The sequence below is a fragment of the Pseudonocardia autotrophica genome (assembly GCF_003945385.1).
GTDB classification, from domain to species: Bacteria; Actinomycetota; Actinomycetes; order Mycobacteriales; family Pseudonocardiaceae; genus Pseudonocardia; species Pseudonocardia autotrophica.
In genome coordinates this window covers 6,935,444-6,950,773 of sequence record NZ_AP018920.1, presented here as the reverse complement: position 1 = coordinate 6,950,773, position 15,330 = coordinate 6,935,444, and the positions used below count along the sequence as shown (strand labels likewise).

Sequence of the window (15,330 nt, the reverse complement as noted above, 5' to 3'; positions counted from 1 at the left end):
TCAACTTTAGCCTGACAGGTCGTCGCCGACCACCAGGTGTCGGTGGTGCCTGTCACGGTGGCTCGCCAGGTCCGCACCCGGCCCTCCGGCGAGCATCGCGTCGTTGCGCTCGACGTCGGCCGGGCGGACCGGCTCCCCGCGATCGGCCGCGGCCGCGAGCTGCTCGACCTCCTGCGCGGAGCGCTTCGTCGCGTCCTTGTGGCGCACCCGGTCCGAACTGAACCGGGCGTCGTCGCAGCAGGCCCGGGATCGCCCACCCGGGGCGCGCGGTGCTACAGGGTCGCTCCGGCATCGACCGGGAGCAGTGCGCCGGTGACGTAGCGGGCCTCGTCGGAGGTCAGGAACAGCACCGCATTGCTGACGTCGCGGACCTCGACCCACGGGACCGGCATCGCGTTCATCTCCCGGCACCGCTCCCGGATGTCGTCGGGACCCGGGCTGGGCAGGTCCGGCCGGAACAGGGCGCACATCGCCGGATTGGTGACCATGTCGGTGTCGACGCCGGTGGGCAGCACGCAGTTCACCCGGATCATCCTGGGCGCCAGCTCGATCGCCAGGCTGCGCATCATCCCGGTCAGGCCGTGCTTCGCCGTGACGTAGTGCGCCAGGTTCGGGCGGGCCCGCAACCCGGCGGCCGAGCTGGTCAGCACGATCGACCCACCACCGGCGCCGGTCAGGTGCGGTATCGCGGCCTGCGCGGTGTTCCACGCCCCGGTGAGGTTGACGTCGATCACGTCCTGCCAGGTGGTCTGCCCCATCTCACCGGCCCCGGCGAAGCTGAGGATGCCGGCGTTCGCGCAGGCGATGTCCAGCCTGCCGAACTCCTCGACCCCCGTGCCGACCGCGGCACCGAGCGCGACCGGGTCGCGCACGTCGGCCTCGACCGCCACGATCCGCCCGCCCACCGCCCGGACCTCGTCGACCGTCCGCTCCAGATCCGCGGACGTCGCGAGCCGGTACGGCACGGAGTCGATCTGCCGGCAGATGTCCACCGCGATCACGGCGGCACCTTCCTCCGCCAGCCGCACCGCATGGCTGCGGCCCTGACCGCGGGCCGCGCCGGTGACGAGCGCGACGCGGCCCGCGATCCGTCCGGTCATCCCACTCGGCTCCCTCAGTCCATCCGCACGGTGGAGAAGTCGTGGTCGCCCACGATCGACACGGTCACCCCGTGCGTGACGTGCGGTGCATCGGCCTCGATGGAACCGGGGAAGCAGACCGGGACCACCGGTGCGCCGAGCTCGGCGGCATCGGCGACGACCTGCCGCACCGGGCCGGTGCGGTCCGCCTCGTCGGTGGACTGCCGGGCGAGATCCACCAGCTCCGCCCCGCCGGGTGTCGTGAAGTCACCCGGGTTGAACGTCCCACCGGGCAGATAGAAGTCGGTCAGGAAGGTCGTCGGATCGGGCCGGCCGGACTCGTACTGCCCGCCGACGGCGTCGAAGTTGCCGGTCTGTCGCAACGCGGTCAGTGACGGGTTGTCCATGATGTCGAGGTTCACGGTGATCCCGATCCGGGCCAGCTCGCCCTGGATCGCCTCGCCGAGGCGCTGGTAGGTGGTGATGTTCGAGACCGCCAGGGTGAACGTGAACCCGTCGGGCAGGCCGGCCTCGGCGAGCAGTGACTTGGCCTGCTCCGGGTCGTACTCGGGCTGGCCGACCTCGGGGGAGTGCGCCCAGTGCGTCTCCGGGTAGGGCTGACCCGCCGGACTGCAGTTGCCGTCGTAGAGGGTCTGGGCCATGGTCGCCCGGTCCAGCGCCAGTCCGATCGCGCGCCGCACCCGCGGATCGCCGAACTCCGAGCGGCCGGTGTTGAGCAGCATCGAGTGGAAGACGGTGCGTTCGAAGACCGTCGTGCGCATGCCGGACTGCTCGGCCTGGTCGATCTGGGACGGGAAGATGAAGCTCGCGTCCAGCTGCCCGGAGCGCAGTGCGTTCAACCGGGCGGTGTCGTCCGGGAAGCCGTGGATCTCGATGCCGTCCAGCTCGGTCGTGTCGGCATCGCGGTAGCCGTCCCACCGGGCGTAGGCGGTCCGGCCGCGGGTGAGCTCGGTCAGCTGGTACGGGCCGGTGCCGACCGGGTTGCGGGCGGCCTCGTCGCCGTCCAGCAGTGCCGGGCTGATCATCATCCCGGCCTCGCTCGCCAGCACACCGACGAGATGACCACCCGGCGCGTTCAGCCGCAGGACCACGTGCGTGTCGTCGACGACGTCGACGCTGTCCACCGTGGTCAGGCTCCGGGCCGTGAGGGTGCCGGAGCGTGCGGCGGCCTCCAGGTTGGCCCGCACCGCCTCGGCGTCGAACGGGGTGCCGTCCTGGAAGGTCACCCCGGGGCGGAGGGTGAGTGCGAGGCTGCGGCTGTCCTCGGCGAGGGTCCACTCGGTGGCCAGGGCGGGCTCGTACCCGCCGTCCGGGGTGGACTTGATCAGGGTTTCGTACACCGGGGTCAGGAAGATGTTGTACGCGGGCGCGCTGAGGTGCGGATGCATCGTGATCGGGTCGCCGCCGAAGCCGACCCGGAAGACCTTCGGACGATCGTCGCCCGCTGCACTGCCACAGGCCGTGAGCAGGAGCAGGGCGGTCACGCCCGCCAGCGCGACGGTGAGTCGACGGGCCATGGAGTCTCTCCTTTGAGATCTCAGCTGTCCTATAATCGGACAACTAGTCCACTATGTAGATAGTATCCGCGGGAGAGTGCGCTGGGAAGGGCCGATGATCCGTGCGGGCCGCGCCATCGCGGCCGAGTGCCGATTGCCGGTGCCGGAGCGCTGACCTGCACCTGCGCACGCCGGAACCCCGGGTCCGGCGGTGCCGGACCCGGGGTCGTCCACGCCCATCCGGGCCGTGTTCAGCCGGCCGGGAGGTGACTCCGCAGGTGATCGGTGAAGTCGGCGAAGTCCAGGGCCAGCTGCTCGGTCGTCCAGCCACCGGACCGGTGGGTCACGAACGCCTCGGACGGGTGCGCCCACACCGAGAACCGGTCGCCGCCGAACCCGAAGTACTGCCCGGTGACCTTCGCCGACTCCGCCGCGCTCAGGTACACGACCAGCGGCGCGACATCGGCGACCGTGCCGGTTCCGTTGTGCCGCAGGTGCTCGGGCACGGGTCCGCCGGCCTCCACCTGCTCGACGACCTCGGCCATCCCCGGGATCGTGGCTGCCATCCTGGTCAGCGCCTTCGGGATGACGGCGTTCACCGTCACCCCGATCCTGGCCAGCTCCACCGACCAGACCCGGACCAGCCCGACGATCGCCGCCTTGGAAGCGGCGTACGCGGTCTGCCCGAAACTGCCCAGCTGGCCCGCCGGTGACCCGATGAGGATCAACCGGCCGCCGTCACCCTGCTCCTTGAACTGCCTGGCGGCGGCTCGGCCACAGGTGATGGTGCCGCGGATGTGGCTGTCCAGCACCATGTCCATCTCGTCGTCGGCGAGCTTGAGCAGGGTCCGGTCGCGCAGCGCACCCGCGTTGGTGCACATCACGTCCAGCCTGCCGAACTCGCTCACCGCCCGCTCGACGAGCTGCTCGGCGGTCTCGGTCGGACCGACCCCGCCGACGTGTGCGACGGCCCTGCCGCCCGCCCCGGTGATCGCGGCGACGGTCTCGCCGGCCGCGTCGGCGTCCAGGTCGTTCACCACCACCGCGGCACCTGCGGCCGCCAGCGCCTCGGCGTAGGCGCGGCCGAGGCCGCGTCCGGAGCCGGTGACCACCGCGACCCGTTCACTGAGATCGATGTTCTGCATCCGTTGCGTTCCGTTCCCTGATCAGCCGGCGATCTTGATGGAGGCGAAGCCGTAGTCGCCGTACGTCGGCACCTCGAAGCCGGTGACGCCATCGCGGAAGGCAGCGACCCAGATGACGTTGCACACCGGGATCACCGGCGGTCCCGCCTCGAAGACCTCGCGGAACAGCTCCCGGGTCGGTCCCTCCCGCTCGGCCGTGTCGTCGGCCGCCCGGGACTCGGCGAGCAGGGCGTCCAGACCCGGCAGCGAGAAGTTCCCCGGGTTGTAGGTGCCGCCGGGCATGTAGAAGTCCACGGCGAACTGGCTGCTGTCCGGTCGCCCGGCCTGCAGCAGCGACACCGTCGCGCTGAAGTTGCCGGTCCGCCGGGCCTCGACCATCTGGCTGAACTCCAGCGGCCGGACGTCGGCGCGGAACCCGGCTTCGGTGAGCTGGGCCTGCAACGCCTGGGACAGGTTCTGGTAGGTCGTGTTCGGACCGTGTGCGAGCTCGATGGCGACCCCGTCCGGGTAACCGGCCTCGGCCAGCAGGGCCTTCGACCGGGCCGGATCGTGGAACCTGGAGATGTCGTTCAGCTCGGGCACGTTCGCCCAGAAGCCCGGGCCGAACGGCTGCACGCTCGGGGTGCACTCACCCGCGAACAGGCTGTCGTTGACCGCCTCACGGTCGATGGCGTAGACCAGCGCCTCGCGGACCTTGGGATCGGCGAACTCCGGCTGTCCGGTGTTGAGCAGGATCCCGTTCAGCGTGCTGTTCGGGCCCTTGACCACGCTGAGCCCGTTCGCCTCGGCCTCCCGGATCTGGCCGGCCGAGATCGTCGTGCCGTCGGTCTCCCCGGAGACGACCGAACGGAGCCGGGTCGGCTCGTCGGAGAACACCAGCATCTCGATGCCGGCGATCGAGGTCTCGGCGGCGTTCCAGTAGTCCTCGTTCTTGCTGAACGTGACCTTGCCCTGCTGCAGCCCGGTGAGGGCGAACGGGCCGGTGCCGACCGGCTTCGTGCCGAGGTCCGGATCGTCGATCGCCTGCGGCGACACGACGATGCCCGCCTCGCCCGCCAGGGCGTTGACCATGTAGCCGGACGGGGCGTCGAAGGTCAGCCGGACCGAGTTCGGCCCGGTCGCCTCCACCGTCTGCAGCGGTGCGAGCACGGTCTTCTGCGCACCCGACTCGCGGAACGCCTCGAGCGAGGTGACCACCGCGGCCGAGTCGAACGGCGCGCCGTCGGTGAAGGTGACCCCCTCGCGCAGGGTGAGATCGAGGACCCGGTTGTCGTCGGACAGCTCCCATTCGGTGGCCAGGCCCGGCTCGATGTCGCCCGCGGGGGTGCGGCCGATCAGGCTCTCGTAGACCACGTCCAGGAAGACCGGGTCCAGCGGCGCGGCCTGCCGGGGATCGAACGAGGTGGGCATGCCCGGAACCGCGTACTTGAAGACCGCGTTCGGGTCGTGCTCGCCGCCGCCCGGCTCCGTCGCACCGCCTCCGCCGCCGCAACCCGCGACGATCAGGGCGGACACGGTCAGCAGGCCGAGCGCACGGCACACCGTGCCTCGCCGGCTACCGGGGCGTCGGCTACCAGGACGTCGGTGACCGGGACTCGGACGAAGGTGGTTTCGGTGCTCTCTCACGTGACCTCCATTGGCCAGTGCGGGAATTCGGGGGATCGGGACCTGACCACCGGTCAGGCCGGGTGCAGACGCTTACCGGCGATCGCGGCACCCTCGGCGAGCGAGCGGAGCTTCGCCCAGGCGATCTCGGCGTGGCCGACCCGCGAACCGATGCCGCAGTCGGTTCCGGCCTGCAGGTTCTCCGCACCGACCACGCTCGCGAAGTTGACCAGCCGCTCGGCCACCAGCTCGGGGTGTTCCACCAGGTCGGTCGCGTGGCTGACGACGCCGGGGGCGAGGATCTTGCCCTCCGGCAGCTTCACGTCCTGCCAGACCCGCCACTCGTGCGCGTGCCGGACGTTGCCCGACTCGATCGCGTACGCGCCCGCGTTCACCTTCACCAGCAGGTCGGCGATGTGCACCAGCCCGATGTCCTGGGTGTGCGGCCGGTGCCCGCTGCCCCAGCAGGAGTGCATCCGGATCTGCTCGGACGGCAGCCCCGCGATCGCGTGGTTCAGCACCTCCACCGCGAACTCCAGGTACCGGCGGAGCTCCTCGACCGTCCACTCCGGATGGAACTGCCAGGTCGTCGCGAACTCCGGCTCGTCGATCTGCAGGACGAGGCCGGCGTCGGTGACGGCCTTGTACTCCTCGCGGAGCGCCTCGGCGACGGCGAACATGTATTCCTGCTCGTCGGCGTAGTGCGCGTTGCGCGCGCCGGCACCGAGGCTGAGCGGGCCGAGCGCGGCGATGAAACCGTCCACCGGCTTGCCCTCGACCGCCGACGTCAGCGCCGCCACGTCGGCGGCGATCGCGTCGTGGCCGGTGTAGCGGATCGGGCCGGTGCAGACGCGCTCGGTGGTCGGCAGGCGCGGCGCGGCGCCGGGCGTGGCGAAACCGGGCCGGACCGGCCCGCCGGAGCCGGTCAGCCACAGCCCGGACTCGTAGGTACCGGGGAAGTCGGCCTGGTCCCGGGCGGCGACGAAGGCTCGCTTCGGCCCGATCGCCGGGTCGATGTCCAGCACCTCCCAGCCGGTCACCCTGGCGTGGATGTAGCCGCTGTAGCCCGCCATGTTCGCGGCCTTGACGTACTCCCCGTCGTTGATCACGTCCAGCCCGCAGTCGATCTGCTGGGCGACGACCTCGGCGACGGCCCCGGGGAGCCGCTCCTGCAGCCGTTCCCGCGACGGCTCGCCGTCGCCGATCAGCTCGTCCAGGTCGGCGGGGCGGGGCAGGTTCCCGCCGTGGGTGGTGAGAATCCGGCCGGGTTCGCGCCTCATGGGGTCTCCTCGTCGAAGGTCGGGATGAGTCGGGTGAAGAGCTGGTCGGCGTACTCGGGGCCGACCCGCCCGGTGGCGATCGCGAAGCTGTGGGTCACCTCGGCGACGTAGAGCGCGCCGGTGGAGTCGCGGGCGATGCCGTGCGGCGCGATGAACGAGCCGTGCCCGCGCGTCTGCGGCCTGCCCTGCGCGTCGAGCACGGACAACCGGGACGGGAGGTCCTCGGTCACCTCCCCGTGCACGAACGAGCGGGTACCCGCGGGTCGCCACAGCTCGACGACGGACACCGTGCCGTCCCGGCCGACCACCAGGTCGCACGGCCGCTGCAGATCCGTCCACTGCTCGAGGAACTCCCCGTCGGGGGAGAAGATCTGGATCCGGTCGTTCTCCCGGTCCGCGACGTACACCCGCGCGTCCGGACCGATGTCGATCCCGTGCGGCAGGTGGAACTCGCCGGGACCGGTGCCGACCGAGCCCCAGGACCCGATCAGCTCACCGTCCGCGGTGAAACGATGCACCCGGCAGTTGCCGTAGCCGTCGGCGACGTAGAGCTCCCCGTTCGGTGCCACGGCGAGCGCGGTGCACCGGTTGAACGGGTCGCCCGGATACCGGACCCGCTCGACGCTGTGCACCCGGACCGGCCGGTCGCTCGTGTACCCGGTGTCGGACGGGGTGCCCGCGGTGCCGATGACCGCCAGCAGCTCGCCGGTCGGGGTGAACCGGCGGACGGTGTGGTCGCCGGCGTCCACGCAGTACACCGAGCCGTCCGGGCCGACGGTCAATCCGTGCGGGGTGGTGAACATGCCCCGGCCCCAGCTGCGGACGAACCCGCCCTCCGGATCGCGCACGATGACCTGCCCGTCGGAGCGGGTCAGCAGGTAGACGTGGTCGTCGGCATCGGTGTCGGTGTCGGTGACGTCGGTGTAGGCCGGCCCCGCAGGCCGCCCCGCCCAGCGCGGGTCCGCGCGCCAGCCGGCGATCATGACCGCTCCGCTCCGGCCGGCAGCCAGCCCCACGGGTGCGGTCCCCAGTGGGGCGCGATCAGCTCGCCGGCGCGCACGGTCTGCACCGGCCGCAGGCCGTGCGCGCCGGGGAAGGTGTCGCCTGCGGTGTCCACGAACTCGAAGTCGCCGTCGACGACCTCCAGGATCGTGAGGTCGGCCTCCCGGCCGACCTCGATCGCGCCGAGCTCGTCGGACTTGCCGATCGCCGCCGCCGCGTCCGTGGTGGTCATCCGGACGACCTCGGTCAGCGAGTAGCCGACGGCCATGAACTTCGCCATGCACTCCATCAGGCTCTGGAACGACTCGCCCATCGCGGTCAGGTCGCTGGACACGGTGTCCGGCGCCAGCCCGGCGTCGCGCTGCCTGCGGGCCACGTCGAACCCGAAGTTCCCACGGCCCAGCGCGGCGTCCAGCACCACGCCGCGCTCGCGGGCCTCGGTCAGCAGCGGCAGCATCAGGTCGTCGGCACCGAGCACGCCGCCGTGGTTGGGCGTGCACAGGTGGGTCAGCACGTCCCCCGGGGCGAGCTGTTCGATCGCGTACCGGGTCACCGGGGTGAGCAGGTGCGGATCCGGGCGGCGACGGGCGGACAGGTCGCCGATGTGCACCATCAGCGGGACCCCGTGCTCCTGGGCCACCTGCCTGCTGCGGCCCAGGATCTCCTTGCCGTGCTCGGCCATCAGCGGCCCGACCAGCCGGACCTTGATGCCCTGCACCAGGCCGGGGTTGGCCGTGACGCAGCGGCCGATCGCGTCCGGATCGATCTCGGTGAGCGCGTTGACGTCCACCATGGTCGGCATGGTGTGGGCGTAGCTGCCGATGTTGAGGTACGGGATCACCCTGGTCCGGGCCCGCGGCTGGATGTACGCCGAGAAGACGCCGATGTTGGCCACGCCGACGGAGCCGGCGTCGAGCACGGTGGTCACCCCGGACCGGACCCCGATGGTGTCCGGATCGCAGCCCTCCATCCCGACGCCGGGGGTGATCGCACCGTGGGCGACGTGGGTGTGGATGTCGAGCAGGCCGGGAACCACGTACTGCCCGGGGGCCCGCACCTCGACGACCCGGGCGACGCCGTCGGTCGGGAGATCGTCACCGATCGCCGCGATCCGGCCGTCGGCGATCGCGATGTCGGTGCGCCGGTCGATCGAGCGGCCGGGATCGAGGACGTGTCCGCCCTTGATGAGCAGGTCGACGTGCATGTGTCTCCTTTCGGGGGCCGGGCTAGAAGTGCGCCCAGCCGGTGGGCAGGGCGTCGAGCTGCACCACCCAGGAACGTTCGAGCTCGGAAATCCGGTCGGCCAGGCCGGCCGCGGTGAGGACGTCCCGGCCGTCGGCCCCCGGCCGGCGGGCAGCGGGCCCGGGGCCGACCGGGATCCGTTCCGCACGGACGACCGGGCCCGGCATGACCACCTCGCCGACCTCCTCGGAGATCTGGGTGATCGACAGGCCCTGGCCCCTGGCCCGTGGATCGGTCATCAGCTCGGCCAGACCGACCACCTCGTGCGCGGCGACACCGGACTCGCCGAGCAGCCGCACCCAGTCGGTCGCGGTCCGGCCGCCGAACGTGCCCGGCCGGCCGTCCGGGCCGGTGCCGAGCAGCGCGGTGAGCCGGTCCTCCTGGCCGGGCGTGGCGGCCACGAACAACCAGCGGTCCGACGCCCGGTGGAACCGGTGCCCGGGGCGCAGCCCGAGTGCCTCCGGGCCGCGCGGTTCGTCGCCCGGTGCGGTGGACACGGCGTAGCGGGCCTGGTGGTAGACCCCGGTCCGGGTCAGCGAGACGTGCCCCGCGCCACCGCGGCCGGTGCCGGCCCGGCGGTACACCCCGAGCGCGACCGCGAACGCGGCGAGCATGCCGGTGCCGTAGTCGAGCACGTTGTAGGGCCCCAGCACCGCGGGACCGTGGGTACCGCCGGTGCGCTCGGCGAGACCGGTGGCCGCCTGGCCCTGGGTCTCGTAGCCGCGCCGGCCCGCCCAGGGGCCGCTGCCGCCGTAACAGCTCACCGACACGTGCACCAGCTCCGGGCGGCGGGAGGTGAGCTGCTCGTGGCTGAGCCCGTAGCGCTGTGCCGTCCCGGCCGGCAGGTTGTGGGTGACCACGTCGGACTGCTCGATCAGCTGCCAGAGCACCTGCTCGCCCGCCTCGGACGTGACGTCCAGCAGCATGGTCCGCTTGCCCCGGTTGACCACGCCGTGCGCGCCGATCCGGCGTTGTGGGACGTTGATCTTGGTGACGTCGGCGCCGAACTCGGCGAGCACCCGTCCGGCGCTGGGACCGGCGAGGATCTGGGTCAGATCCAGCACCCGCAGCCCGGCGTAGGGGCCGTCGGCGGTGTCGGCGGCGGGCGGTGCGGGGGTGCCGGCCCGGACCTGCTCGCCGGTGGGCCGCCGCCACCCGGCCAGCACCTCGCCGGGATCGGCGGCCGCGGCGGGGGCCGCCCGGCCGGTCGGATCCGGGGTGCCGTCGAACACGACGGCGGCACCGGGCACGGTGAGCGGCCCACGGATCGGGTCGATCACCGAGACGGCCTGCCGGTCGGCCACCGCCTGCTCGGATCCCATCCACTCGACGGTGGTCCGGACCGCCGCCAGGGGTGTTCCGGCGGTGGCCGCCAGCTCCTCCCACTCGGCGGCGGGCCGGGAGGCGAACAGGCCGGTCAGCCGCGCACGCAGCGGGCCGGGATCGGCGGCGCTGCGGGCCCGGTCGGCCAGCCCCTCGCCGATCCAGTGCCCGACGCCCGCGGCGTCGAGGAACCAGCGCAGGAAGCGGTTGGTCGCTCCGATCGGGTTGAACTGGACGTAGCGGCCGTCGGCGCAGCGGTAGCAGCCGCTGCCGAGAGTCGAGATGGCCCGCTCCGGTGGCAGCCCGGTGGCGACCGGATACGCGCCGGAGCCGCCGATCGCCTCGAACATGGCCGCGTAGAGCGAGATCTCGAGCCGGTCCCCGAGGCCGGTCCGGTGCCGCTCGGTGAGCGCGGCCACGATCGCGACCGCACTGCAGAAGGCGGCGAAGTTCGACGCGACCGGGACGGCGGTGTAGGTGGGCCGGTCCGGGTCCCAGCCCGGTGGGGCGTTGCCTGCCCGTGGGCGGCAGTTCCCGGTCGCGGCGGCGATCACACCCTCCCAGCCCTGCACGCCCGCCCGCGGATCGGCCGCGCCGAAGCCGGGGATCGCGCAGTACACGAGCCCGCGATTGGCCGCCCGCAGCTGCGCCCAGCCCAGTCCGAGCCGATCGGTGACGCCCGGCCGGAAGTTCTCCACCAGCACGTCGGCCTCGGCCGCCAGCGCACGGGCCGCGGCGAGACCGTCCGGGGCCTTCAGGTCGAGCTCGACGCGGCGCTTGCCGCGGTCCAGGAACGGATCGGCCGCTGCGGCGCCGGGCCGGGCCACGCGCACGACATCGGCGCCCTGGTCCGCCAGCAGCAGCGCCGTCAGCGGGCCCGCGACGTGGTGGCCCAGGTCGAGCACCCGGACGCCCGCCAGCGGTGCGCTCATCGGAGGGTCTCCACCGGCCCGGCGGCGTCGATGCCGGCCGGGGCCGGGCTCGACGGCTGGTGCCGCAGGCAGGCGACGCGCCGGGTCGGCGACAGCTCCAGCAGCGGAGGATCGTCGGCCGCACACGCGTCCATCGCGACCGGGCACCGGCTGCGGAAGCGGCACCCGGACGGCGGCGACGCCGGGTCCGGCAGGTCGCCCTGCAGCACGGTGCGCCGCCGGGACCGCTGCAGCTGCGGGTTCGGCACCGGCACGGCCGAGAGCAGCGCCCTGGTGTACGGGTGCCGGGGGTCCTCGGCGATCTCCTGGGCGGTGCCCTCCTCGACGATCCGGCCGAAGTACATCACCGCGATCCGGTGGGCGAGGTGCCGGACGGTGGCGAAGTCGTGCGAGACCAGCAGCACCGCCTGGCCGCTGTGCTGCTGGATGTCGAGCAGCAGATTGAGGATCTCCGACCGGGTGGACAGGTCGAGTGCGGAGGTCGGCTCGTCGGCGACCAGCACCTCGGGACCCAGCGCCAGCGCGCGGGCGATGCACACCCGCTGGCGCTGCCCGCCGGAGAGCTCGTCCGGGCGCCGGTGGGCGAACTCGGGATCCAGGGTGACCCGTTCCAACAGCGGGCCCGCGGCGTCGAGGGCCTCGGAGCCGCTGATCCGGCCGTGCACCACCAGGGGTTCGGTGACCGCGTGCCCGACGGTCTTCGTCGGGTCCAGCGCGCCGTACGGGTCCTGGAAGATGAACTGGAGCCGGGAACGGAGCTCCTTCAGCTCCGCGCCACGTACCCGGGTGACGTCGCGGCCGCAGACCTCCACGGTGCCGGTGTCCGGTTCGGCGAGCCGGGCGATCAATCTGCCGACCGTCGTCTTGCCGGAGCCCGACTCACCGACCAGGCCGAGGGTCGTCCCGGCCCGCACCGTGAGATCGACGCCGTCCACCGCGTGCACCGACCGCAACGGCCGGCCGAACAGGGTCCGGGTCAGCGGGAAGCTCTTCACCAGGCCGGAGGCCCGGACGACCACCGCCGGATCCGGGCTCGTCGGATCAGACACGGGCCACCCCTTCCAGAGTCAGTTCGCCACCCGAGACCCGCCCGCACCGGGTGCGGTGACCGTGCTCCAGCTCGGTGTCGACCTGCGGCAGCGCGCACTGCTCGGGCAGGCCGTGCCCGCAGCGCGGGCGGAACCGGCAGCCGTCCGGGAACCGGCCCGCCGGCGGGACCCGGCCGGGAATCACGTTCAGCCGGGTGCGCGGACTGCCGGACTGCGGGACGGCCGCCAGCAACGCGCTCGAGTACGGATGCTGCGGGTCGTAGAACAGCCCGTCGATCGAGGTCCGCTCGACGACGTGGCCGGCGTACATCACGACGACGTCGTCGCAGAAGTCGGCGACGACACCGAGATCGTGGGTGACCAGCAGCACCGCCAGGTCCATGTCCCGCTGCAGGTCGCGCAGCAGCTGCAGGATCTCCGCCTGGATCGTCACGTCCAGTGCGGTGGTCGGCTCGTCGGCGATCACCAGCCTCGGGTCGCAGGCGATCGCGCCGGCGATCATCACCCGCTGCTGCATCCCGCCGCTGAGCTCGTGCGGGTAGGAACGGACCCGCTGCGCGGCGTTCGGGATGCCGACCCGGTCCAGCAGCTCCGCCGCGCGCAGGTGCGCGGTCCGCCGGCTCTCGCCCAGGTGTAGCCGGCGGGCCTCGGCGATCTGGTCACCGACCGTCATGGTCGGGTTGAGGCTGCTCATCGGTTCCTGGAAGACGATGCCGACCGGCCCGCCGCGCACCGAGCGCAGCTCGCGCTCGCGGCACCGCAGCAGGTCGACGCCGTCGAAGTGGACCGAGCCGGACCGGACCGGCAGCCCGGGCGGCAGCAGCCGCAGCACGGCCATCGAGGTCAGGCTCTTGCCGCACCCGGACTCGCCGATCAGGGCCAGCGAACGTCCCCGGTGCACGTCGAACGTGACGTCCTCGACGAGTCCGCGCTGGCCGGGCTCGCCGGGCAGGTCGATGGTCAGGCCGCGGACCGAGAGCAGTGGTTCCCCGGCCGGGCGCGATGGTGCGGTCACATCCGCCTCCGGATCCCGACGGCGTCGCGGATCGCGTCGCCGATCGTGTTGAACGACAGCACGGTCAGCACCATCGCCACGCCGGGCGGGATGACCGCGTAGGGCGCGTCGAACTGGCTGGCGTAGGCCGCCTTGAGCATCGATCCCCAGCTCGCGTCCGGGGGCTGTACGCCGAGCCCGAGGAAGCTCAGGCTCGCCTCGACGAGCAGTGCCACCCCCATCAGGATGGTCACCTGGACCATGACCGGCGCCGCGATGTTCGGCAGCACGTGGACGGCCAGGATCCGGCGTTGCGAGGATCCGATCGCCGTCGCCGACTGCACGAAGGTCTCCTCGGTCACCGCGAGTGCGGCGCCGCGGACGATCCGGAACATCGTCGGGGTGAAGATGATCCCGACCGCGATCATGGTGTTGACCAGGCCCGGCCCGAGCACCGCGACGATCGCCAGCGCACCCACCAGCGCGGGCAGCGCCAGCACGGTGTCGGCGAGCCGCCCGGTGACGGCGTCCACCCAGCCACCGCGGATCGCCGCCAGCAGGCCCAGCGGCAGCCCGATCGCGACCGCGATCCCGACCGAGATCAGCGGGGCGATGATGGTGATCCGGGACGCGGTGATGATCCGGCTGAGCACGTCGCGGCCGAAGTCGTCGGTTCCGAACAGGTGGGTCCAGCTCGGGTCGGCGAACCGGTTGGCCAGGTTCTGGGCGTCCGGGTCGTGCGGGGCGACGAGCGGCCCGATGATCGCGAGTACGACCAGCAGCGCGACGACGCCGACCGAGGCGGCGCTCGCCGGTCGCCCGACCACGGCGCGCAGCACCCGGTTCCGGCGCCTCGGGCTGCGCGGCGGCGGGGTCGCAGCGGGATCCACCCGGGCGGCCGGCTGCCCGGCCGGCTCCATCGTCCGAGGCTCGGGGGGAGGATTCATGCGGCTCTCACCTTCGGGTTGATCCAGCCGTAGGCCAGGTCGACGACGAGGTTCACGACCACCACGACCAGCGCGCAGAACAGCACGTAGCCCTGGATCACCGGGTAGTCGCGTTGCAGGACCGAGTTGACCGCCAGCGAGCCGAGACCGGAGATGCCGACCACGGCCTCGATCACGATCGTGCCGCCGATCAGCCGGCTGGTCTGCAGGCCGAGCACGGTGACCACCGGGATCGCCGCGTTGCGCAGGACGTGCCTGCCGATCAGGTGCGGCGTCGAGGCCCCGCGGGCCCGGGCGGTGCGGATGTAGGGCCGCGCGAGGACGTCCGCGACGCAGCCGCGGGTGTGCCGGGCCAGCTCGGCGGCGGTGGCCAGACCGAGCGCGGTCGCCGGGATCAGGATGTGCGAGAGCCAGGTGCCGAAGCCCCGGTCGAGCGGGACGTAGGTGGTGGCGGGCAGCCATCGCAGGGTCAGCGCGAAGACCGACACCAGCAGCATCGCCACCCAGAAGCTGGGCATCGCGATACCGAGGGTCGCCAGGGTGGAGACCGCGCGGTCGATCCAGCTGCCCTGGCGCAGACCGGCGATCACGCCGGCGCCGACACCGAGCAGCAGGGCCAGGATGATCGCGGTGAGCGTGAGGGCCAGGGTCGGCGGTGCCACGTCGAGGATCGCCTGGGTGACGGGCTGGTTGGTGAACAGCGAGTTGCCGAGGTCCCCTTGCAGGACTCCGCCGAGCCAGGACAGGTACTGCTCGTACACCGGACGGTCCAGGCCCAGCTGTGCGCGGATCCGGTCGACGTCGGCGACCGAGGCGTTGTCGCCCGCGATCACCTCTGCCGGGTCTCCGGGGATCAGCTGGACCATCAGGAAGGTCAGCAGTGAGACGAGCCAGAGAACGAGTAGGCCTCCACCGATCCGGCGGATGACCATCCGTGAGTTCATCGTCGCTCCGTCCGACGCTGGGCGGTGGTGACGCAGCCGCAGAGGGGGATGCTGGTCGCGGCGATCGTCCGATTATTGGACTTTCTGTTCGTTTACTGACACTTATCGTGCACCGTGGTGTGGTCCACGTCAAGGTGCGGACCGGCAGCAAACGCTGCTGCGCAGCGCGGATGCCGTGCGGCCGTGGAACGATCGGGCGCCCCCGGGCGGAGACGCCGCTGCCCCACCGCCGGGCCGCGGCGTACTCGCCGGGCCGCGGATCGGTGGGGCA

At 72.4% G+C, this 15,330-nt stretch carries 13 protein-coding genes; all 13 read right to left on the bottom strand.

Features of this window, described 5'->3' with window-relative positions; genetic code table 11:
* Positions 1–6: 6 nt before the first annotated feature.
* The 13 genes from Pdca_RS36170 to Pdca_RS32335 all read right to left on the bottom strand — a co-directional run bounded on the left by Pdca_RS36170 (position 7) and on the right by Pdca_RS32335 (position 15,059).
* The gene (locus tag Pdca_RS36170) at positions 7–207 is read right to left on the bottom strand and encodes a hypothetical protein (RefSeq protein ID WP_174824362.1); all 201 of its coding nucleotides are present in this window, start codon (positions 205–207) and stop codon (positions 7–9) included.
* Between the two features lie 65 nt (positions 208–272).
* Positions 273–1,100, bottom strand: coding sequence for a mycofactocin-coupled SDR family oxidoreductase (locus tag Pdca_RS32390; protein WP_085915925.1), 828 nt, complete (start codon positions 1,098–1,100; stop codon positions 273–275).
* Between the two features lie 14 nt (positions 1,101–1,114).
* Positions 1,115–2,617 (bottom strand): ABC transporter substrate-binding protein, encoded by a 1,503-nt coding sequence (locus Pdca_RS32385; protein WP_085915926.1) that lies wholly within the window; start codon positions 2,615–2,617, stop codon positions 1,115–1,117.
* Positions 2,618–2,847: 230 nt separating this feature from the next.
* Complete coding sequence (locus Pdca_RS32380; protein ID WP_085915927.1) at positions 2,848–3,741, bottom strand: SDR family NAD(P)-dependent oxidoreductase; 894 nt, start codon at positions 3,739–3,741, stop codon at positions 2,848–2,850.
* 21 nt (positions 3,742–3,762) lie between these two features.
* Positions 3,763–5,283 (bottom strand): ABC transporter substrate-binding protein, encoded by a 1,521-nt coding sequence (locus Pdca_RS32375; RefSeq protein WP_085915928.1) that lies wholly within the window; start codon positions 5,281–5,283, stop codon positions 3,763–3,765.
* A 137-nt stretch (positions 5,284–5,420) separates the two neighbouring features.
* The gene (locus tag Pdca_RS32370) at positions 5,421–6,626 is read right to left on the bottom strand and encodes a cobalamin-independent methionine synthase II family protein (protein ID WP_085915929.1); all 1,206 of its coding nucleotides are present in this window, start codon (positions 6,624–6,626) and stop codon (positions 5,421–5,423) included.
* A complete protein-coding gene (locus Pdca_RS32365; protein WP_125911642.1) occupies positions 6,623–7,609 on the bottom strand; it encodes a peptidyl-alpha-hydroxyglycine alpha-amidating lyase family protein in 987 nt (328 codons plus the stop codon). The genes Pdca_RS32370 and Pdca_RS32365 overlap by 4 nt, the downstream gene beginning before the upstream one ends.
* On the bottom strand, positions 7,606–8,832 hold the full coding sequence (locus Pdca_RS32360) for an amidohydrolase family protein (RefSeq protein ID WP_085915931.1): 1,227 nt from the start codon (positions 8,830–8,832) through the stop codon (positions 7,606–7,608). Before Pdca_RS32360 ends, Pdca_RS32365 begins: the two co-directional genes overlap by 4 nt.
* 22 nt (positions 8,833–8,854) lie before the next feature.
* Positions 8,855–11,125, bottom strand: coding sequence for a CaiB/BaiF CoA-transferase family protein (locus Pdca_RS32355; protein WP_085915932.1), 2,271 nt, complete (start codon positions 11,123–11,125; stop codon positions 8,855–8,857).
* Positions 11,122–12,174, bottom strand: a complete 1,053-nt coding sequence (locus Pdca_RS32350; RefSeq protein ID WP_085915933.1) for an ABC transporter ATP-binding protein — start codon at positions 12,172–12,174, stop codon at positions 11,122–11,124. The genes Pdca_RS32355 and Pdca_RS32350 overlap by 4 nt, the downstream gene beginning before the upstream one ends.
* Positions 12,167–13,189, bottom strand: coding sequence for an ABC transporter ATP-binding protein (locus Pdca_RS32345; protein WP_085915934.1), 1,023 nt, complete (start codon positions 13,187–13,189; stop codon positions 12,167–12,169). Before Pdca_RS32345 ends, Pdca_RS32350 begins: the two co-directional genes overlap by 8 nt.
* The gene (locus Pdca_RS32340) at positions 13,186–14,115 is read right to left on the bottom strand and encodes an ABC transporter permease (RefSeq protein ID WP_197719868.1); all 930 of its coding nucleotides are present in this window, start codon (positions 14,113–14,115) and stop codon (positions 13,186–13,188) included. Before Pdca_RS32340 ends, Pdca_RS32345 begins: the two co-directional genes overlap by 4 nt.
* On the bottom strand, positions 14,112–15,059 hold the full coding sequence (locus Pdca_RS32335; RefSeq protein WP_197719867.1) for an ABC transporter permease: 948 nt from the start codon (positions 15,057–15,059) through the stop codon (positions 14,112–14,114). The genes Pdca_RS32340 and Pdca_RS32335 overlap by 4 nt, the downstream gene beginning before the upstream one ends.
* Between the last annotated feature and the right edge of the window lie 271 nt (positions 15,060–15,330).

Bases quoted from the DNA above. Each gene is read 5' to 3' on its own strand.
- Pdca_RS32360 (WP_085915931.1), bottom strand. From the start codon at position 8,832: ATGCACGTCGACCTGCTCATCAAGGGCGGACACGTCCTCGATCCCGGC.
- Pdca_RS32385 (WP_085915926.1), bottom strand. From the start codon at position 2,617: ATGGCCCGTCGACTCACCGTCGCGCTGGCGGGCGTGACCGCCCTGCTC.
- Pdca_RS32335 (WP_197719867.1), bottom strand. From the start codon at position 15,059: ATGAACTCACGGATGGTCATCCGCCGGATCGGTGGAGGCCTACTCGTT.
- Pdca_RS32380 (WP_085915927.1), bottom strand. From the start codon at position 3,741: ATGCAGAACATCGATCTCAGTGAACGGGTCGCGGTGGTCACCGGCTCC.
- Pdca_RS32355 (WP_085915932.1), bottom strand. From the start codon at position 11,125: ATGAGCGCACCGCTGGCGGGCGTCCGGGTGCTCGACCTGGGCCACCAC.
- Pdca_RS32365 (WP_125911642.1), bottom strand. From the start codon at position 7,609: ATGATCGCCGGCTGGCGCGCGGACCCGCGCTGGGCGGGGCGGCCTGCG.
- Pdca_RS32370 (WP_085915929.1), bottom strand. From the start codon at position 6,626: ATGAGGCGCGAACCCGGCCGGATTCTCACCACCCACGGCGGGAACCTG.
- Pdca_RS32390 (WP_085915925.1), bottom strand. From the start codon at position 1,100: ATGACCGGACGGATCGCGGGCCGCGTCGCGCTCGTCACCGGCGCGGCC.
- Pdca_RS32340 (WP_197719868.1), bottom strand. From the start codon at position 14,115: ATGAATCCTCCCCCCGAGCCTCGGACGATGGAGCCGGCCGGGCAGCCG.